Genomic DNA, 18,700 nt, shown 5'->3' on the forward strand with positions numbered 1-18,700 from the left:
CGCCGATGAAAACCATCCACGGCATCCAGTATCTACGTGCGCTTGCGGCGCTGGGGGTCGTGCTCTTTCACGCAGCCGAACGAACAGGCCATCACTTCGCGATCGGCGCGGCCGGGGTCGACGTCTTCTTCGTCATCAGCGGCTTTATCATGTGGGTGATCAGCGACCGGCGCCCGACCGCGCCGCTGGCATTCCTTAGAGAGCGCCTACGCCGGATTGCGCCGATCTATTGGCTCGCGACCCTGGTGATGATCGGCGGCGGCGTTGCCGGCCTCTTCCCGAACCTCGTGCTGACGCTCGGACACATCCTGGCGTCCCTGGTGTTCATCCCCGCACGCTCGCCAAGCAGCGGCGAGATCTGGCCGGTGCTCGTGCAAGGTTGGACACTCAACTTCGAAATGTTCTTCTACGTCGTCTTTGCGGCATCTTTGATGCTGCCAAGGGACCGCCGGCTACCGGTGATGGCAGCGCTGTTTGTGTCGCTGGTGCTGCTCGGCCTCACGATCACTACGCAAAACGCGCTGATTTTGACCTATACGCGCCCGGTCATCCTGGAATTTGTCGCCGGCATGATTGTCGCCGAGTTCTGGCTGCGGGGCAGGACCGCCGGGCCAGGCCTCGGCATTGTGCTTGTCCTTGGCGCATTCACCGGATTTGCAGCCCTTGCCGTCCTGCGCCTGCCGTTTGACGAAAGGGTATTGGGGCCGCTGGCAGTCATGCTTGTCGTCGGCACTCTTGCGCTTGAAGCCGGCGGCTGGTTTCAAAAATGGACATTACCGACGTTGCTCGGCGATGCCTCCTATTCGATCTACCTCTGGCACACCTTCGCCATATCGGTCGTCGTCAAGGCTGCTGCGATGATCGGTCTGAATTCAGTGCTGACGCTGCTCTGCGCTCTGGCCGCCGGCACGCTGGCCGGTGTTGCGGCTTATCTCCTGATCGAGCGTCCGCTCATTCGACGCACCCGCTCCAGATTGCCTCTGAACCGGGTACGCGAGGCATCCTAGGCATCTAAGCCTGGGGTGCGATCAGCCGAGGTGCCCGATGTCATGCGCCCTGGTTACGGCGGGAATGCCAGTTCCAGGCCGTGCGCGTGATCGCCGCCAGGTCGTATTGCGGCTCCCAGCCGAGGACTTCGCGAGCCTTGTCGTTGTTTGCGACAAGCGTGGTCGAATCTCCCTCGCGGCGATCGACATAGTCGATGCCGAAGCTGCGGCCCGAGACATCGGTAATGGCGTTCAGCAGTTCCTTCACCGTCGTGCCAGTGCCCGTACCGAGATTGAGTTCGACGCTGTCGCCGCCTTCAAGCAGGTATTCGACGGCGCGGACATGGGCGTCGGCGAGGTCGAGGACGTGGATATAGTCGCGTACGCAGGTGCCGTCGCGGGTGTCGTAGTCCGTGCCGAAGACCTTGAAGCCGTCGCGCCGGCCGAGCGCGGCATCGATTGCCAGCGGGATCGCATGGGTCTCGGGTTCATGCCACTCGCCGATCCGACCCTCCGGGTCGGCACCGGCAGCGTTGAAATAGCGCAGGATGACCGAGCGCAGGCCCTTGTACTGGCCATAGTCCTTCAATGCCTGCTCGCAGACCCACTTCGTGCGGCCATAGGGGTTGATCGGGGCCTGGCGGTGCTGTTCGTCGATCGGCACGCTCTCCGGCAGGCCGTAGGTGGCGCAGGTCGACGAGAACACGAAGGCTTCGATGCCGGCGGACAGTGCTGCCGACAGAAGGGTCAAGGTCCCGATGACGTTGTTGTCGTAGAATGAGACCGGATCCTTGACGGATTCCCCGACCTCAATCATTGCGGCAAAATGCAGGATCGCCCGCGGTTTGTGGCGCGCAAGCACCTCATCGAGACGCTGGCGGTCGCGGATATCGCCCTTTTCCAGAATACCCCATTTGACGAACTCCTCGTGGCCGTTCGACAGATTGTCGTAGACCACGGGTTCGAACCCCTTGGACGCAAGCTGAAGGCAGGTGTGCGAGCCGATATAGCCGGCGCCGCCGACGACAAGAACCTTGTTATTTGTCATGAATATCTCAATCTCGGGCTTGGAAGGAATTGGCAAAGTTTTCAATGAACAATGGCCGAATTGTCAATGGCTCGTGGCGCGTTTCGCGCGATCGTCTGCTCTCTTTCCGCACCATGATCCACATGCCGCTTGATCCCAGCAAAAGAAGGCAGGGAGGCGGCCGCGGGTGAAATATCTCCATCGGCTCTGAGGCGGAGATGCTTCTTTCGCTTCGCGCGAAACTTATAGCATATTAATTTACTAGATTTAGTTGATAAGCCGACGCCTAGTCGTACGATAGCCTACAGACATCCAAAGGAAGGCTCCCATGACGACGAAACTGAAACGGCTCGCGCTGACGCTGGCGACACTCTCCGCCTCCGGCTTTTTCCTGCCCGGCGCTTTCGCACAAGGTGCAGGCGATCCGATCAAGGGCGGGACGCTGATCTATCTCGAGCAGCAGGCCCATACCAATCTCTACCCGCCGGCCGGCGGCTTTTACCCAAATGGCGGCATCCTCAACCAGATCACCGACAAGCTGACCTACCAGAACCCGAAGACGCTCGAGATCGAGCCTTGGATCGCGGAATCGTGGACGGTCAACGCTGATGCGACCGAATACACCTTCAAGATCCGTCCTGGCGTCACCTTCTCCGACGGCACGCCGCTGGATGCCGCTGCCGTGGCAAAGAACTACGACGTCTTCGGGCTCGGCAACAAGGAACTGAAGCAGCCGGTCTCGGAGGTCATCAACAACTACGCGCGCAGCGAGGTCATCGATCCGCTAACCGTCAAATTCTACTTCAAGAAGCCGTCGCCGGGCTTCCTGCAGGGCACGTCGGTGATCGGCTCCGGGCTCGTTGCCGCAAGCACGCTGGCGCTTCCGTTTGAACAACTGGGCGATGCCACCAAGATCATCGGCTCCGGTCCGTTTGTCGTCGACAGCGAAACGATCGGCAAGGAGCTGAACCTGAAGGCGCGCGAAGAATACGCCTGGGGTCCGGCAAAGCTGGAGCATCAGGGGCGGCCCTATCTCGATGGTATCACATACATCATCACCGGCGAGGACAGCGTGCGCATTGGCGCTCTGCTTGCGGGCCAGGCCGATTTCATCCGGCAGGTCCAGGCCTATGACGAAAAACAGGTTGAAGCGCAGGATTACCAGATCTACGCGCCTTCGACGCGCGGTGTGAACAACAGCGTCGTCTTCCGACCCGACAATCCGCTCGTCGCTGACGTGAGGGTCCGCAAGGCGCTGCTGCACGCGACCGACGCCAAGGAAGTCGTCACCACGCTGTTTTCCGCCAACTACCCACAGGCGACGTCAATCATCGCCTCCACGGCGCTCGGCTATCGCGACATTTCGGCAAAGCTTTCCTTCGATCCGGGAAAGGCAAAAGCCCTGCTCGATGAGGCCGGGTGGACGGTCGGCGCCAATGGCCTGCGCCAGAAGGACGGCAAGGAACTGGTGCTGACCGCCTATGAATCCCTGCCGCAGCCGCAGAACAAGGAAACCTTGCAGCTTGTCGCCCAGCAATGGGGCAAGCTCGGCGTCAAGCTGACCGTGCTTGCCGGCGACAGCGGCAGCAGGATCGTCGACGATCTCGATCCGCTCAAGACACCGGTTTCACCGGCCATGGTCGGGCGCGCCGATCCTGACGTGATCAAGAGCCAGTACTACCCGAAAAACCGTGACGTCCTTCGCCAAAAGGGCGGCCAGAGCGACAAGGTCCAGAGCTTCGCCGATGACAAGCTGAACGGCCTGCTCGAGGCGCTTGCTTCGGAGCCGGACCGCGAGAAGCGGTTGGCGATTGCCGGCGAGGTTCAGGACTATGTCGTCGACCAGGCCTATGCGATCCCGATTTTCGAGGAGCCGCAAGCCTTTGCCGGTGCGCCTTACGTCCAGGGCGTCGCCTTCGAGGCGGTTGGCCGCCCAAGCTTCTACAGCACATGGCTTGCCGAACACTGACATCGACCGATCGGCCACGTCCATTGCCGTGGCCGACCCTCGCAATGAGATCAAGCAGAGGAACGGCGAATGTCCGGATATTTGCTCAACCGCCTGGGGCAGGCGTTGTTCGTCCTATGGGCGGCTTTTACCATCTCTTTCGTATTGCTTCAGGCGATGCCCGGTGACGCCATCCTGATCAAGTTTCAGAACCCGGAACTCGGGCTCAACCCGCAACAGATCGCCGATATCCGGGCGTCCTACGCCGCCGACAGCGCCATCTGGGTGCAGTATCTACAGACGATCGGCAGGTTTCTCACCGGCAACTTCGGCTATTCCGTTCAAGCGGGCGTTCCGGTCAGCACGATGCTTGCGACCCACCTGCCGGCGACGCTGAAACTCGCCTCTCTTGGTTTCGTCCTTGCCGCTGTCTTTGCCGTCGCAATCGCCTTCGTTTCGAGCCTCACGCCCTTCGCCTGGCTCCGCGGTGCACTCCAGTCCGTGCCGTCGCTCTTCATCTCGATCCCGACCTTCTGGCTCGGCATCATGCTGATTCAGATCTTCTCGTTTCGTTTGAAACTCGTACCGGTCATCAACCCCGGCCCTTGGCAGGAACTCATCCTGCCCGTCGTCACGTTGGCAGTGCCGATTTCCGCGCCGCTCGCCCAGGTCTTGGTGCGCAACATCGACGATGTGCTCACACGCCCCTTCGTCGCGGTTGCTCGCGCCAAGGGGGCAACCCGCCACTGGGTCCTGTGGCGCCACGTTGCCAAGAACGCGCTGCTGCCGACGCTCACCATTGCCGGCGTGCTCTTCGGTGAACTCATCGCCGGCGCCGTCGTCACCGAGACTGTCTTCGGCCTTAACGGCATCGGAGGGCTGACGGAAAGGGCGGTCGGCAGCCAGGACGCGGCCGTGCTCCAGGCGATCGTTGTGCTCTCGGCCTTGGCCTTCGTCGTCATCAATCTCATCGTGGATCTGCTCTTTCCTGTGCTCGATCCGAGTCTTCGGACAAAAGCAGGAGCCACCGCATGACCACGTTCGATACAATCCACGATGACGCCATCGCGTCAGGGCACGGACACCGGGTGGGCGGGCGCTTCTCGCTCCCCCATTTCATCCGCCGGTTGCCAGTGGGCCTGGCTTTGTCCTGGCTGGTTCTCGCCATCGCCTTCCTCTGGGCAGTCGCTCCGTGGCTTTTCACCATCTACAATCCGCTCGAAGGGGTTGGTGGGGAACAGCTTCGGCGGCCGGACGCCAGCCACCTGCTCGGTACCGACGCGCTCGGGCGCGATCTTTACGCCCGCATCGTCTATGGTGCTGTTCACTCGCTGACGGGCGCCTTCGTCGCCGTTGCCCTGGGTCTGGTCATCGGAACCGGCCTCGGTGTCGTGGCAGGTTCGGTCCGGCGCCGGCTTGACGATGCCATCATGCGGCTTGTCGACGTCTTGCTGTCGATACCGCCCCTCTTGCTGTCGCTCAGCATCATCATTCTGCTCGGCTTCGGCACGATCAATGCCGCCATTGCCGTTGGTGTTACCTCGATTGCAAGCTTTGCGCGGCTGGCGCGCTCGGAAGTGGTTCGTGTCCGGCGCAGCGATTATGTCGAGGCGGCTTTCGGCAGCGGCGGTACTTTCGCGGCTGTCCTTTGGCGGCATGTGCTGCCGAACTCGCTGACCTCGGTCTTTGCCATCGCCGCACTGCAATTCGGCTCGGCCGTGCTGCAGATCTCCACACTAGGCTTTCTGGGCTATGGCGCACCGCCGCCGACACCGGAATGGGGCTTGCTGATTGCAGAGGGCCGAAACTACATCTCGACCGCTTGGTGGCTGACGACCGCGCCCGGCATCGTCGTCGTTCTGGTCGTTCTGGCCGCCAATCGCGTCAGCCAATCCTTCGGCAAGGTGACGGCATGAACACCTCAACCGCTGCATACCCGGTGCTGGAGGTCGAGAACCTGTCGATCTCCTACCATGACGGCATCGCCCATCGCCCTGTCGTGCACGACGTTTCGTTCCGGATCGAACCGGGCGAGGTGGTCGCGCTGGTCGGCGAGTCCGGCTCCGGCAAGACGACGACGGCGCAATCGATCATCGGTCTGCTCCATGCCAATGGCCGCATCGATAGCGGCAGCATCAAGCTCAACGGCACGGACATTTCCCGCTGGTCGGATCGTCAGCTTGATGCCGTGCGGGGGGCCAAGATTAGCCTGGTGCCGCAGGATCCGGCAAGTTCGCTCAATCCGGTGAAGACGATCGGAGCGCAGGTTGGCGAAATTCTTCGAATTCATGGCGCCGCGAGCGGTCGAGATCTGGAAGCGCAGGTGATTTCGCTTCTGCAGCGCGTCGGGCTGAGCGAGCCTGCGCTTAGGGCGCAGCAATATCCGCACGAGCTTTCGGGCGGCATGCGCCAGCGCGTGCTGATCGCGATTGCGGTCGCGCTGAAGCCGCAACTCATCATCGCCGATGAGCCGACAAGCGCACTCGACGTGACGGTGCAGAAACGCATCCTCGACCTGATCGACGAATTGCGCACCGAATACGGCACATCGGTTCTGCTTGTGACCCATGACCTCGGGGTCGCCGCCGACCGAGCCGACCGGCTTGTCGTCCTGCAGGGCGGCCGGGTCCAGGAAGTCGGTGCGACCAAAGTCGTGCTCGCCGCACCGCGAAGCGCCTACACACGGCAACTGATTGCCGACGCGCCGTCGTTCTCAGCCGTTGCGCGCAGGGCCCCAGCGACCGCGCGCGAAAAGCCCGCATCATCAGACGATGATGTCGTTATCGTCGAAGGTCTTGTGCAGGACTTCGTTCGCCCCGATGGCGATGGCAAATCCTTTCGCGCCGTCGACGGTCTCAGTTTTCGGGTCCGTCGCGGCACGACCCATGCCATCGTCGGCGAATCCGGCTCCGGCAAGACCACCACCATCCGGGCGATTGTCGGCTTTCAGAAACCGACTGCGGGGCGCATCGAGATCGATGGCACCGATCTCTCGTCACTTCGCGGCGAAACGCTGCGCCAGTTCAGGCGCAAGATCCAGTTGGTTTACCAGAACCCTTACGGCTCGCTTGATCCGCGCCAGACGGTGTTCGACATCGTTGCCGAGCCACTTCTGAATTTCGCCAAGCTCTCGCGACCGGCGCGTGAGGAAAAAGTCCGGGCAATCCTCAGTCGGGTCGGCCTGCCGGAAGCGGCGCTTGGCCGCCGCCCTCACGCGCTTTCGGGCGGTCAGCGACAACGGGTGGCAATCGCCCGCGCACTCGTTCTCGACCCCGACGTTGTCGTGCTCGACGAGGCGGTCTCGGCTCTCGACGTGACGGTGCAGGCCCGCATCCTCGATCTTCTCGACGAACTCCAGCGCGATCTCGGTCTGACCTACCTGTTCGTGTCTCATGACCTCGCGGTCGTTCGGCAGATCTGCGACACGGTGTCCGTGCTGAAGGACGGTCGTTTGGTCGACGGAGGACCCGTCGAGGACGTCTTCGAACGGCCGGGCAGCGACTATACCCGCGAACTCATCAGCGCCATCCCCGGACAAAAACGAGCAGCCCTCGTCTGAACCCGCAGTAATGAATGACAGGACATAAAATGACGAATACGACGCCACGCAAGCGACTGGGGTTCTTTACGCGTCTCCTCGACGACGTGCCCGCCGGTGCGCGCTATCATTATGCGGCCGAGCAGATCGCGACCGCCGAACGTTTCGGCTTCGATACCGCCTGGGTCGCCCAGCATCACTTCCATGCCGACGAAGGCGGTTTGCCGGCGCCACTCGTCTTCCTGGCACATGTCGCCGCGCAGACGTCGCGGATCAGGCTCGGAACCGGCGTCATCACCCTGCCGCTTGAAAATCCGATACGGGTTGCCGAGGATGCGGCTGTGCTCGACCTTCTCTCCTGCGGGCGGGTCGAAATCGGCTTCGGTACCGGTGGCACTCCGTCGTCCTTTACGGCCTTCGGCCTCGAGAGTGCCGAGCGCGGAGACATTTTCGCCCGGCATCTGCGCGTCGTGCTCGACGCCTGGGCCGGACGCAGCCTTTCAGGCGGCGACCAACTTTATCCGACGGCGCCGCAATTGCTCGACCGGATTTGGCAGGCCACGTTCTCCGTCGCAGGCGGGGAGCGGGCAGGGCGGGCCGGCGACGGCCTCATGCTATCGCGCACCCAGCCCCGGACCGCCGAACGACCGGAGGCGTCGCTCGCCGAATTGCAGAACCCGATCATCAACGCCTATCTCGCGGGATTGCCGGCAGGCAGCGCACCCCGAATTTTGGGTTCACGTAGCCTGTTCGTGGCAGACAGCCGCGCTGAGGCATTGCGCCTGGCCGAAATCGGCTTGCGTCGCGGCGCCGAACGGCTGATTGCGGCCGGCCACAAGCCGACGGGCAACTCGCTCGCCGAACTGATCGCCGCTTTCGACGTCCATGTCGGGACGCCCGACGACGTGATCGAAAGCCTCCGTGCGGATACGACGCTCGATCGGGTTACCGACCTCGTCTTCCAGGTTCACTCCATCGATCCGCCCCACCCTCTGATCCTGCGCTCGATCGAGCTAATCGCAACCAAGGTCGCACCGGCGCTCGGATGGGCGCCGGAGGAAAAATTCGCCCCCCGCCGCCTCGGAGCCGTCGGCTGACAACGCCGATCACCACAGTGGCACCCGGGGCGCCGCTAAACTGAAGGAAGGAGACTTACAGTGACCACATCGACACCCGATATCATCGACCTGCTGGCCGGCATCAAGCCGGGCTCATCGCTTGATCGCATCCGCACCCAGCGGCCGGAAACACGCGAGCAGGCGCAGAAGAGCTATCTCGCACTCTTCGAACCTGAAAATTTTGGCGACGTCTCTCATGCCGAACGGCAGGCAATTGCCAGCTTCGTCGCGGGATTGCATCGGCATCCGGATATTTTTGAGTTCTACGTCAGCCCACTGGAGGAAGGCGAAGCGAACCGCTGGGTGGTCGAGGTGTTGAAGGCCGAGATCGGCGCGGCGCAGGCCGTCGGCCCCTATGGGCGATATCCGGCCGGCGCTTTGAGCGTCGAGGACGCACCCGGGCCGATCTACCAGGTCTCTGATGCCGGGCGTGAAGCGCTCGGAGCAAAGCTTGCGGCAGCCTTGGAACATGCGCATCTGCTTGTCTTCCATCTCCGTGACGCAAGCCCTGGGGCGCTTCATGCGCTCATCGCTGCCGGCTGGACGACGAACGGTATCGTGACGCTGTCGCAGCTTGTCGCATTCGTTGCGTTCCAGATCCGGGTGATCGCCGGCCTTGGCCTGCTTGCGGCTTCCGCCAGGCGCGCTGCCGCCTGAGCCTTAGAAGGAGTTTGTCATGACTGACCACATCATCACGCCCAAGATTGAAAATCGTCCTGTCGCGTTCACGCAGGCCGAGATCGGCTGGACACCGTGGCTGGAACCGCTCGCGGAGGACGATCTGACGGAGGCACACCTTGCCGGTCTCGTCGAGGCGTCGCGCGCCAAGTCGCCCTACTTCCGCTTGCTCGTTCGCGATCCCCAGGTTCTGGAGGCCCGGACGAAGACGGACAAGGACATCTTCTACAACACCCGCACGGGCCTGCCGCGTGCCGAGCGCGAGCTTGCAGCGACTGCGGCATCGCGGTCAAATGGATGTATCTTCTGCGCCTCCGTGCATTCGCGTTTCGCATCTCACCATTCCAAGCGGGGCGACGACGTTCAGAAGCTGCTCGATGAAGGTGTGGATGCAGATCTCGGCGAACGCTGGAATGCAATCGTTGCAGCCTCGGTGGCGCTGACGGCGACGCCACCCACATTCGGCGACGATCATATCGAACGCCTGTCTGCCGCCGGCCTCGATGAACTCGAGATTGCCGACGTGATCCACGGCGCCGCCTTCTTCAACTGGGCGAACCGCCTGATGCTCTCGCTCGGCGAGCCGACACCGGCGGTACAATGATCTGAGATTGAGGGGCGCGGCCAAGCATGCTGCGGGGTCCCGGCAAATGCCCGCATCACCGCGGTTGGACCGTGCCGATGGCTCGCACGGTCCGGCCATGCCGCATCGATCAGCGTCCAAGAAGGCCAACCGAACAAGGCGCGAGCATTGCTCGCGCCTTGTTGATATTCGTTATCGGTACCGAACCATGACGGATGGCCATCTGACGTTCAGTGCCAGCCAGGCAACGAAAGCCTATTGGGTCGGGGCGAGCGGTGGCTCGACCTGTCTGCGCACGAGCTTTCCTTCCTCAGCCTTGTAGAAAAACTGGCTTGAGACCAGCCATCCCTTGAGTGGTCGAAGTGGTGGAATGCACGTCAGCAACATGAATGGGCCGGTGACCAGAAGGTGTATCCATAGCGGGGCGCTGAATTGCACCTCCAGCCATACGCCGAGCAGCACGCTGGGCACGCAACCGAAGCAGATGACGAAGAAGGCGGGGCCGTCAGCGGGATCGGCGAAGGAGTAGTCGAGATCGCAGACCTCACACTTCTTGCGCATCTTGAGGAAGCCTTCGAACAGATGCCCCTGGCCGCAACGCGGACAACGACCGCGCAAGCCAGTTTGCATCGGAGGTATGGGAGGCCAGTCGTGATCCGAAGACATATGTGTTCCTTTCAGGCGTCTGCGGCGCAGCCATTCCGGCGCGCCAGCTGATATGCCTGGGTGCGGTCGACGAATGCTCCGTGCCGCCTCAGGCCTGCTGGGATTAAGACGCCTAAAAGCACGCATTGTCAATTTATTGTATGCATACATTGCTGCGACAATTTCGCCGGCCGCAAACAAAAGACCTCAAACGACGAGACTCGATGCAGCCGGAGATTGCTGAAGCAGATCTGCAATCGTCATCAGGCTGCGCTGCAACTCCTCGTGCGTCCGTGCCGCGCCAAGGCCGAGGCGCACGGCTTCAGGTGCTAGGTCAAGCGCGAAGGCATCGCTGGCCACGACGCTGATGCCTGATGCCCGCAGCCGACCGGAAAAATCGCCTCGCGTCCAGGGTAGTGGCAGGTGTAGCCATACGTGGAAGCCTTCCTGGTCCGTCTGGACAACGTCCCTTGGCAACAAGCGGCTGACAATGGTCTGTCGGATCGTCACTTCCTGGCGGATGGCGCCGAGGACCTCCCTTGCCGTCCCGTCCTCAATCCAGCGTGTTGCGATCGCGGCGTTGAAGGGGGGAGCCATGCCACTCGTCGCGCGTATCGCGCCCTCGATGCGCACGCAGCTTTGGCGATCCGGAACGACGAGATAGGCAATCCGCAGCGCTGGCGATAGGCACTTGGCGAGACCGGCAATGTGATAGACGAGGTCAGGCGCAAGTGCTGCCAATGGCGGCGGCGCGGCGATTGGCAGCGCTCCATAGGCGTCGTCCTCGATGATTGCTACGCCGTGGGTTCGGGCAATGGCAACGATCGCCTTGCGGCGCTCAAGCGGCAGTGTTGCTGTGGTCGGGTTGTGGAGCGTGGGGTTACAGTAGAGCGCTCTTAATTTCGTGCTTTTGCAAATCGCTTCAAGCTGTTCTGGTATAATGCCATTTTTGTCGATAGGAACGCCGACGAGATCGATGCCGAGATGGGCGGCGAGCGCCCGTAGGCCGGGATAGGCAATGGTTTCCGCGGCGATCACATCGCCGGGCTTTGCAAGGCTGCTGATCGCGGCCAGCAGGGCGCTTTGTGCTCCTGCGCAGATCAGTACGCGCTCGGCTGGGATTTCTCCCAGGCGCGGCTGTAGCCAGTTGGCCCCGACAGCGCGATTGTGAAGCGTGCCGCCGGGCGCCTGATACCGCATCAACAGATCGAGCCCATGTTCGCCCTGCAGGCTGGCGATGTCGCTCCACAGGCGCATTGTCAGGGCCGCGTCGTCGAATAGTGGCGGCAGGTTCATACTCATGTCGACAAGGCCATCGGCTGCCGGCTGCAATCCCTTCATTCTTTTCGCCTTGACATAGGTGCCCTGGCCGACGCGCCCTTCCACCAATCCGCGGTGTCGCGCCTCGTTGTAGGCGCGACTCACCGTGGTGAAATCGATGCCCAATGCGCTGGCGAGCGCGCGCTGGGGCGGCAGCCGCGCGCCTTCGGACAGGCGACCTTCGGCGATATCAGCTGCGATGGCGTCGGCAATAGCGATGTAAAGCGGTCCGTTCGCTTTCCGGATGGCCGGCAGCCAGGTCGTCTCCGATGCATCCGTCGTCATGGCACTACCTCAAGATCACATTGTATGGATATTGCATGTTTTACCATGCTGGCGCAAGCCGCCGTATTTCGGGGACGGGCTAGCGTGCTCGGGGCCACCGAATCGCTGCGTCGAGCGGCACAAACGGTTGCTCCATTTCCGTTACTGCGGAAACCTAGGAAGCTGTTCGACGTTCAACCTACCCGGCGCTCGACAGTTGAGCGTTCGATGCAGGCATTTGGTTGCATTGTCCTGACTGCTCGCCGGGCGACCGGACCCCATCGCCGCTTGGGTTGCTGCCGAGGCTGGTAGGTTTCAGTCTTTTTCCCGCTCAAGGCAAATCTTGTTTGTCATATCGCGTGGCTGTCATTTGCGCGAAGGGCAACAATGTCATACGCTTAAGCCGTGACGCGCGCTTTGTATGGTCGTTTTCGCCGACGAAGCCTGCAAACGAGAAATGCAACAGAACCGGACCATCCTAAGGGCCGTGGAGCAGCGCCATGCATATCCCAAAGCCGAAGCCCATTCGTTCGTTTGTCGCAACCGGGGAGGGTGGGTTTAGCGACACAATTGGGATCAAACGCGCCATTCGCGCCTGTGGCAAACGGTCGGCGATCGGCCTCTCTGCATTTCTTGTGACGCTGACGCTCTCGAACCTTGCCTATGCCGCGAACTGCAAGGATCCATCGGCGCCGGGCGCTGACTGGAGCGATTGCAACAAGAAACAACTAATGCTTGGCGGGATCGATCTCGAGGGTGGGAACCTGGTCAACACTGATTTCACCCTGACGGATCTGAGAGGCGCCAATCTCACGGCCGCAAACCTGGAGAAGGCGACGCTGGTGCGTTCGTCCTTGGCCGGGGCCAGGGCCGACAAGGCGAATTTCGCCAAGGTCGAGGCCTACCGAAGCAGTTTTGCCGGCATCTCGGCGGAAGGCGCTTCATTCAACAGTTCCGAACTGCAGCGAACGAATTTCACCGGAGCCAAGTTGACGGGCGCGGACTTCGAGAAGGCCGAGCTCGGGCGCGCCAACTTCGAAAAGGCGGTGATCACGGGCACGCGTTTCCCGATGGCCAATCTGTCGCGCGCCACATTCAGCGGCTCTAGCTTCGAGGGCCCGATCGACTTCACCGATGCCTTCATGTTCCTGACGCGCATCGAAGGGGTGGATCTGTCGGCCGCAACCGGGCTTGAGCAGGAGCAGGTCGACCTGACATGCGGCGACAGCGCCACCAAACTGCCGGCCGGGCTATCTACTCCGGCCAATTGGCCGTGCCCGGTCGACTGAACGCGGGGCGATCTCAACGGAGATGTTGCTTGGCGGCAATCGCCAGGCATTGCTTGAATGCCTCGAGATCGGTCAGCCGGTCGGCTTCGGCCACTTCGCGCTTTACGAAGGTTCCTCCGCGCGCCAGGATGCCGCCATCGAGCATCAGATTGTCGGCCATATCGAAATCCTCGATGCTCAACCCGTCCTGTCCAGCCATGCGGCCGTCCGGGCGCAATGCGGCCGTGCCGCCGTAATGGCCGTGAAGGATGCGGTCGTAATAGCTGCGCGAGGTGTTGGTGTAGGCATAGACATGGCGGCCACGGCCGCACATGAAGCCAAGCTCGAAAACCGTGCCGACATCGGCGCTGATGCCGCGAAACGGCGTCAGATTGGCGATGATCATGTCGCTGGCCAGCATCATGCCTTCATCGACGCCATAGATCGCCACGCCGCGCGCGTGCTTGGTTTCGGCCGGCGGAATTTCCAGGTCGCCCGGCACAAGTGGCGTAAAACCGGCCGCACGGGCAAGTTCGGCCTTCCGTGCCTGGATCTCCACGGCATTGCTCAGGAACACTTCAGGCCCGGCCAGATACACTTTCACGATCATGCTCCTTGCAGATTTCCCAGTCCGTCTAGGGAGGGCAGCCTAGGGAGGTGGCAGGCATGCGCCTAGAGGGTGTGTTGGCGCCGCCGGCGCTTTCCCACCGATATTTCGTTACGCGTCAGAGCTGATTGCCGGAGCATCGATCAGCGCATGGCATGGACAGGCGGCTTCGTCATCCGCTATCTCTCAGCCGTTCTGTCCAGGCATATCCATCAGCGGGGTCCATCGATGCCAAGCCAGCCTTTGACCACCTATGTCGGCGTTGCGCATCCGTGGATGTGCGACACTATGGGGCACATGAACGTTCGCCACTATGCGGCGATGTTCGATGATGCCAGCTTCCAGCTGCTTGGCCATATTGCCGGGATCGAGGTTGAAGGCGAGCCGGGCAGGGGCTGGGCCGACGTGCGGTCGGAAGTGGAATACAAACACGAGACGAAGGCCGGCACCCTCATCACCATTCGCTCGCGGGTGGTCAAGCTGGGCCGTTCGTCCGTGACCTTCGAGCAGATCATGTCAGGCACACTCGATGACGTTGTTCACGCCGTCAACCGAACGGTGACCGTTCGCTTCGATCTTTCGGCGCGCACGGCAATGGCGCTGGAGCCGACGGCCCGCGCCCGTGCGGAGGCTTTGCTTCAAGCGTGATCTGCCGCCCGCGGTCCGTCGTCAGTCCGCATAGATCCGCTCTTCGACCGGGGTTTCGGCGATTAACATCTGCAGCCCGGCAAGCAGTGCCTTTTCTGCACGGTTCAAGGCCTTGTCGGGGTTCGTCAGCAGGAAGATGTCGATCGCCGGCGGTGCTTCATAGGGTGGCAGCCGCCACAACACACCATCGGCCACGTCACGGCGTGCCACATGCAGCGGCAAGGGACCGACGCCGAGGCCCGCGACAATCATCCGGCGAACTTCTTCAAGGCTTGACGAAACGCCAACCACGTTGGCATTGAGCTTGGCCTCGCTACGCAGCAGCGCAACGGGCCGCAATGCATCGGCGATATGGTCGGTGTGGAACGACACCGAAGTCTCACCCTTGAGGTCAGCGAGTTTCAATCCTTGCCTGCCGAACAGCCGATGGTGTGGACCGCAGAAGAAGCCGAAGAACTCGCGAAAGACCAAGAGGTAGTCGAGTGCCGGGTCGCGGACGCTGACGAGGCAGAGGCCGAAGGATGCGCGTTTCTCCCGCACCTGGCGGGTGACTTCGCCGCTTGCAGCAACCGAGATGTTCAGCGTCGCGCGCGGATAGTTGCGATGAAACTCCATCAGCGCCCGATCAAAGATCGGCGATACCACATGGCTGGCGACGGCGATCGTCACATGCCCGGTCACGTCGTCGCTGACCCCGCGCACCAGTTGCGGCAACTGGGATATGGTTCCGAAGACCTCGACCGCCTGCTCGTAGAGAAGTTGGCCGACCTCCGTCAGGTCGAAACGCGTCGCGTCCCGCTCGACGAGCCGACGCCCGACCCGGTCTTCCAACCGCTTCAACGCGTTGCTGACGCTTGGCTGTTTCAGGTTCAGCCGTTCTGCCGCGCGCGTGATGCTTTTGACCTCGGCGATCACCACGAAAGTGCGCAGAAGGTTCCAGTCGAGCTCCCAGACGAGCCGTTCGGATCGAGGTGTGACCATTCCTGAAATCTATGCCCTCCATTCCCATTATCTATTTGCGCAATGCTGATGCAAAGGCAATCATGAAATTCGCAAAGCGCCTCGATGCCCGTCCCAAGCGCACGAGAAGGCGCATTCATCCAGAGGAGCAAGGAACATTTCATGAAGACCATTTTCTCCGGCCTTTTGGCCGCTACGCTCACCATGGCCGCAACCTTCTCCGCCGTTTCGGTGCGCGCTGACGACCTCGAAGCGGTGAAGTCTGCGGGTGAACTGAAGATCGCGATGAGCGGGCAGTATCCGCCCTTCAACTTCGTCAATGAACAGAACCAGGTTGTCGGCTTCGATGCCTCGATCGGCCAGGCGATTGCAGAGCGCGTCGGCGTCAAGGGTACCCTGGTGACGACCGCCTGGGACGGCATCATCGCAGGTCTGCTCGCCAACAAATACGATACCGTCGTCGGCTCCATGACCATCACGCCCGAGCGCGAGAAGGTCGTCGATTTCGTCGGCCCGTACTATCACGCCGGCCGCGCGGTGTTCGTCGCCGAAGCCTCCGCCGTCCAGAAGCTCGACGAACTCAAGGGCAAGACGCTCGGCGTCACGCTCGGCGAAACCCATGAGAAATGGGCCCGTGAGCAAGGTGGCTGGGACGTGCGCACCTACAAGGGCCTGCCCGAGCTGATGATGGAACTGAAGAGCGGCCGGGTCGATGCGATCGTCGTCGACAACATTCCGGTCATGGTGGCCGTCAAGGAAACCGGTGAGAAGGTTCGCCGTCTGGAAACGCCTGACATCGAAGGCGGCAGCGTCGCCATCGGTATTGCCATCCGCAAGAACAATCCGGAGCTGAAGGCTGCTATGCAGAAGGCGCTCGAGGATATGCTGGCGGACGGCTCCTACGAGAAGATTTCGATGGAATGGGTCGGCAGCGACATCCGCTGATCGCTGGCTTCTACCCGTCTCCGGCCGCCCATTGACGGCAGCGGCCGGAGATCGTCGCGTTCTCCCCCCGGAGTTTTCCAATGGACTTTTCGCTGGTGCAGCGCGTCTTCCCGTTCTTCGTGGAAGCGGCGTGGATAACGATCGAGATATCGGCGCTTTCGCTGGCGCTTGGGCTTGTCGTCGCCTTCCTCGTGGCGGCGGCGAAGATGTCGCGCTCTTGGCCTTTGCGCGTCTTTGGTTCTGCCTATGTCAGCCTGTTTCGCGGCACGCCCTGCCTGATCCAGCTTTTCGTCCTCTATTTCGGCGGGCCGCAGATCGGCATCAATCTCGAGCCGTTCGCCGCCGGCGTGATCGGGCTTGGGCTCAATATCGGCGCCTATATGGCCGAAGCCATCCGCGGCGCGATCCAGTCGGTCGACCGCGGCCAGACCGAAGCTGCCCGCTCGATCGGCTTCAGCCGGTTCCAGACGATGCGCAAGGTGGTGCTGCCGCAGGCCGCACGGTTGATGATCCGCCCGCTCGGCGTCAACGCCGTGGCTCTGGTGAAGGGATCGGCGCTGGTATCGACGATATCCGTTGTCGAACTCACCTACACGGCCCAACGCTACATCGGCTCGACCTACAAGCCGTTCGAGATCTTCGGCGTTGCCGCCGTGCTCTACATGCTCATCGTCTATGTCGTCGCGCGGATCGTCGATCTGCTTGACCGACGCTACGCCATAGCCTGAGGGGGAGGCGCGCATGCAAGGTCTCGATTTCAGCGTCGTCCCGCCCTATGCCGATATCCTCTGGATGGGGGTCTGGTGGACTGTCGTCCTTACTGTCTCCGCAGCGGCCATCAGCTTCATCTTCGGCGTCGTTTTTGCCCTGGTTGTTCTCTATGCGCCGAAGGCGGTGGCCTTGCCGGTGCGCGCCTTCATGTGGCTCTTCATGGGCACACCGCTGCTGTTACAACTGTTCCTGATCTACTACGGGCTGGGGCAACTGGGGTTCAAGATCCCGGCACTTGTCGCCGGCATCATCGGTCTCGGCCTGCACTTTGCCGTCTATAACGCCGACATTCTGCGCGCCGGGATCGTGGCAGTGGATGTCGGGCAGACAGAAGGCGCGCGCAGCCTCGGTTTCGGCCGTTTTCAGACGCTGCGCTACTTCGTCGTGCCGCAGGCCGTGCGCAACACCATTCCGGCCATGGGCAACAACCTGATCGTGCTGTTGAAGGAGTCCTCGCTGGTGTCGATCATCGGCATTGCCGAGCTGGTTCATGCTGCGCAGCTGGCGATCAGCGAAACCTTCCGGCCGTTCGAATTCTACATCACGGTCGCCGCACTCTATTACATCCTAAACCTCGTGCTCGAAGCGGGTCTGCGCCGGGTCGAACAGAACGTGGAGGTATCACGATGACCGCCCAGCGACCCATGGTCGAAGTCAAGAGTGCTCGCAAGGCCTATGGCGAGCTTCAAGTCCTGAAGGGCATAGACTTGTCGGTTGCCCGGGGGCAGATCGTTGCGATCATCGGCCCGAGCGGCTCCGGCAAGAGCACGCTGCTGCGTTCGATCAATCATCTCGAAACGCTGAACGGCGGCGAGGTGTGGCTCGACGGCGTCCAGGTCAACCAGAGCCTGCGCGGCCAGGCCTTCGAGCGCCACATCAACGCGGTGCGCCAGCAGATGGGCATGGTGTTCCAGCACTTCAATCTCTTCCCGCACCTGACGGTGATCGAAAACGTCACGATGGGACCGATTATCCTGAAGGGCATGGCTAAGGCGGCTGCACGTGAGCTGGCGGTCGAGCTTCTGTCGAAGGTCGGGCTGGCGGAGAAGGTCGACGCCTATCCCTCGCGGCTGTCAGGCGGCCAGAAGCAACGTGTCGCCATCGCCCGGGCACTCGCGATGCAGCCGAAGGTCATGCTTTTTGACGAGGCGACCTCGGCGCTCGACCCCGAACTCGTCGACGAGGTCAATGCGGTGATGAAGCAACTCGCCGCCGAGCACATGACGATGCTGATCGTCACGCATGAGATGCGCTTTGCCGGCGAGGTCGCCGACCGCGTGCTGTTCATGGATGGCGGTGTCGTCGTCGAGCAGGGTGCGCCAGCCGAGATTTTCCGCGAACCGAAACAGGACCGCACGCGGGCTTTCCTCAAGAAATATCTGGCGGCGTGATGG

19 protein-coding genes are annotated in these 18,700 nt (G+C 61.9%); 14 read left to right on the forward strand and 5 right to left on the reverse strand.

Features of this window, described 5'->3' with window-relative positions:
* Nucleotides 1-5 precede the first annotated feature (5 nt).
* Complete coding sequence (locus ASD52_RS10870) at nucleotides 6-1,007, forward strand: acyltransferase (RefSeq protein WP_057224339.1); 1,002 nt, start codon at nucleotides 6-8, stop codon at nucleotides 1,005-1,007.
* 40 nt (nucleotides 1,008-1,047) lie between these two features.
* On the opposite strand, the gene galE is transcribed toward ASD52_RS10870, so the two are convergent.
* Nucleotides 1,048-2,034 carry a UDP-glucose 4-epimerase GalE gene (gene galE, locus ASD52_RS10875; protein WP_057224276.1) on the reverse strand — a complete coding sequence of 329 codons (987 nt, stop codon included), beginning with the start codon at nucleotides 2,032-2,034 and terminating at the stop codon, nucleotides 1,048-1,050.
* Between the two features lie 307 nt (nucleotides 2,035-2,341).
* Between galE and ASD52_RS10880 the strand changes: the two genes are divergently transcribed.
* The 7 genes from ASD52_RS10880 to ASD52_RS10910 all read left to right on the forward strand — a co-directional run bounded on the left by ASD52_RS10880 (nucleotide 2,342) and on the right by ASD52_RS10910 (nucleotide 9,899).
* Nucleotides 2,342-3,982, forward strand: a complete 1,641-nt coding sequence (locus ASD52_RS10880; RefSeq protein ID WP_057224278.1) for a TIGR04028 family ABC transporter substrate-binding protein — start codon at nucleotides 2,342-2,344, stop codon at nucleotides 3,980-3,982.
* A 69-nt stretch (nucleotides 3,983-4,051) separates the two neighbouring features.
* The gene (locus ASD52_RS10885) at nucleotides 4,052-4,996 is read left to right on the forward strand and encodes an ABC transporter permease (RefSeq protein WP_057224280.1); all 945 of its coding nucleotides are present in this window, start codon (nucleotides 4,052-4,054) and stop codon (nucleotides 4,994-4,996) included.
* Nucleotides 4,993-5,877, forward strand: a complete 885-nt coding sequence (locus ASD52_RS10890) for an ABC transporter permease (protein ID WP_057224281.1) — start codon at nucleotides 4,993-4,995, stop codon at nucleotides 5,875-5,877. Before ASD52_RS10885 ends, ASD52_RS10890 begins: the two co-directional genes overlap by 4 nt.
* Nucleotides 5,874-7,520: an ABC transporter ATP-binding protein gene (locus ASD52_RS10895; RefSeq protein ID WP_057224283.1), complete on the forward strand. Its 1,647-nt coding sequence runs from the start codon at nucleotides 5,874-5,876 to the stop codon at nucleotides 7,518-7,520. The genes ASD52_RS10890 and ASD52_RS10895 overlap by 4 nt, the downstream gene beginning before the upstream one ends.
* A gap of 29 nt (nucleotides 7,521-7,549) precedes the next feature.
* Nucleotides 7,550-8,596 carry a putative FMN-dependent luciferase-like monooxygenase gene (locus ASD52_RS10900; protein WP_057224284.1) on the forward strand — a complete coding sequence of 349 codons (1,047 nt, stop codon included), beginning with the start codon at nucleotides 7,550-7,552 and terminating at the stop codon, nucleotides 8,594-8,596.
* Nucleotides 8,597-8,656: 60 nt separating this feature from the next.
* The gene (locus ASD52_RS10905) at nucleotides 8,657-9,274 is read left to right on the forward strand and encodes a CMD domain protein (RefSeq protein ID WP_057224286.1); all 618 of its coding nucleotides are present in this window, start codon (nucleotides 8,657-8,659) and stop codon (nucleotides 9,272-9,274) included.
* Between the two features lie 19 nt (nucleotides 9,275-9,293).
* Nucleotides 9,294-9,899 carry an alkylhydroperoxidase domain protein gene (locus ASD52_RS10910; RefSeq protein ID WP_057224287.1) on the forward strand — a complete coding sequence of 202 codons (606 nt, stop codon included), beginning with the start codon at nucleotides 9,294-9,296 and terminating at the stop codon, nucleotides 9,897-9,899.
* Between the two features lie 234 nt (nucleotides 9,900-10,133).
* Here the strand turns inward: ASD52_RS10910 and ASD52_RS10915 are convergent, their stop codons facing one another.
* Nucleotides 10,134-10,544, reverse strand: coding sequence for a DUF983 domain-containing protein (locus ASD52_RS10915; RefSeq protein WP_025428846.1), 411 nt, complete (start codon nucleotides 10,542-10,544; stop codon nucleotides 10,134-10,136).
* 186 nt (nucleotides 10,545-10,730) lie between these two features.
* Nucleotides 10,731-12,128 carry a PLP-dependent aminotransferase family protein gene (locus ASD52_RS10920; protein WP_057224289.1) on the reverse strand — a complete coding sequence of 466 codons (1,398 nt, stop codon included), beginning with the start codon at nucleotides 12,126-12,128 and terminating at the stop codon, nucleotides 10,731-10,733.
* 479 nt (nucleotides 12,129-12,607) lie between these two features.
* Between ASD52_RS10920 and ASD52_RS10925 the strand changes: the two genes are divergently transcribed.
* Entirely contained in the window at nucleotides 12,608-13,396 is a 789-nt protein-coding gene (locus ASD52_RS10925) for a pentapeptide repeat-containing protein (protein ID WP_082571793.1), read from the forward strand.
* Nucleotides 13,397-13,409: 13 nt separating this feature from the next.
* Here the strand turns inward: ASD52_RS10925 and ASD52_RS10930 are convergent, their stop codons facing one another.
* Nucleotides 13,410-13,985 carry a nucleoside 2-deoxyribosyltransferase gene (locus tag ASD52_RS10930; protein ID WP_057224291.1) on the reverse strand — a complete coding sequence of 192 codons (576 nt, stop codon included), beginning with the start codon at nucleotides 13,983-13,985 and terminating at the stop codon, nucleotides 13,410-13,412.
* A gap of 147 nt (nucleotides 13,986-14,132) precedes the next feature.
* Here ASD52_RS10930 and ASD52_RS10935 point away from each other — a divergent pair, with 147 nt between their 5' ends.
* Complete coding sequence (locus ASD52_RS10935) at nucleotides 14,133-14,630, forward strand: acyl-CoA thioesterase (protein ID WP_244497454.1); 498 nt, start codon at nucleotides 14,133-14,135, stop codon at nucleotides 14,628-14,630.
* A 21-nt stretch (nucleotides 14,631-14,651) separates the two neighbouring features.
* Here ASD52_RS10935 and ASD52_RS10940 read toward each other — a convergent pair whose 3' ends face one another.
* Complete coding sequence (locus tag ASD52_RS10940) at nucleotides 14,652-15,611, reverse strand: LysR family transcriptional regulator (RefSeq protein WP_057224293.1); 960 nt, start codon at nucleotides 15,609-15,611, stop codon at nucleotides 14,652-14,654.
* 141 nt (nucleotides 15,612-15,752) lie between these two features.
* Between ASD52_RS10940 and ASD52_RS10945 the strand changes: the two genes are divergently transcribed.
* From ASD52_RS10945 to ASD52_RS10960, 4 genes are all read left to right on the forward strand, one after another.
* Nucleotides 15,753-16,535: an ABC transporter substrate-binding protein gene (locus ASD52_RS10945; protein ID WP_057224295.1), complete on the forward strand. Its 783-nt coding sequence runs from the start codon at nucleotides 15,753-15,755 to the stop codon at nucleotides 16,533-16,535.
* A gap of 80 nt (nucleotides 16,536-16,615) precedes the next feature.
* Nucleotides 16,616-17,263: an amino acid ABC transporter permease gene (locus ASD52_RS10950; RefSeq protein ID WP_057206385.1), complete on the forward strand. Its 648-nt coding sequence runs from the start codon at nucleotides 16,616-16,618 to the stop codon at nucleotides 17,261-17,263.
* A 13-nt stretch (nucleotides 17,264-17,276) separates the two neighbouring features.
* On the forward strand, nucleotides 17,277-17,936 hold the full coding sequence (locus tag ASD52_RS10955) for an amino acid ABC transporter permease (RefSeq protein ID WP_057224297.1): 660 nt from the start codon (nucleotides 17,277-17,279) through the stop codon (nucleotides 17,934-17,936).
* Nucleotides 17,933-18,697, forward strand: a complete 765-nt coding sequence (locus ASD52_RS10960) for an amino acid ABC transporter ATP-binding protein (protein WP_057224299.1) — start codon at nucleotides 17,933-17,935, stop codon at nucleotides 18,695-18,697. Before ASD52_RS10955 ends, ASD52_RS10960 begins: the two co-directional genes overlap by 4 nt.
* The last annotated feature ends 3 nt before the right edge of the window (nucleotides 18,698-18,700 follow it).

Source organism: Ensifer sp. Root142, from assembly GCF_001426785.1.
Lineage (GTDB): Bacteria > Pseudomonadota > Alphaproteobacteria > Rhizobiales > Rhizobiaceae > Ensifer > Ensifer canadensis.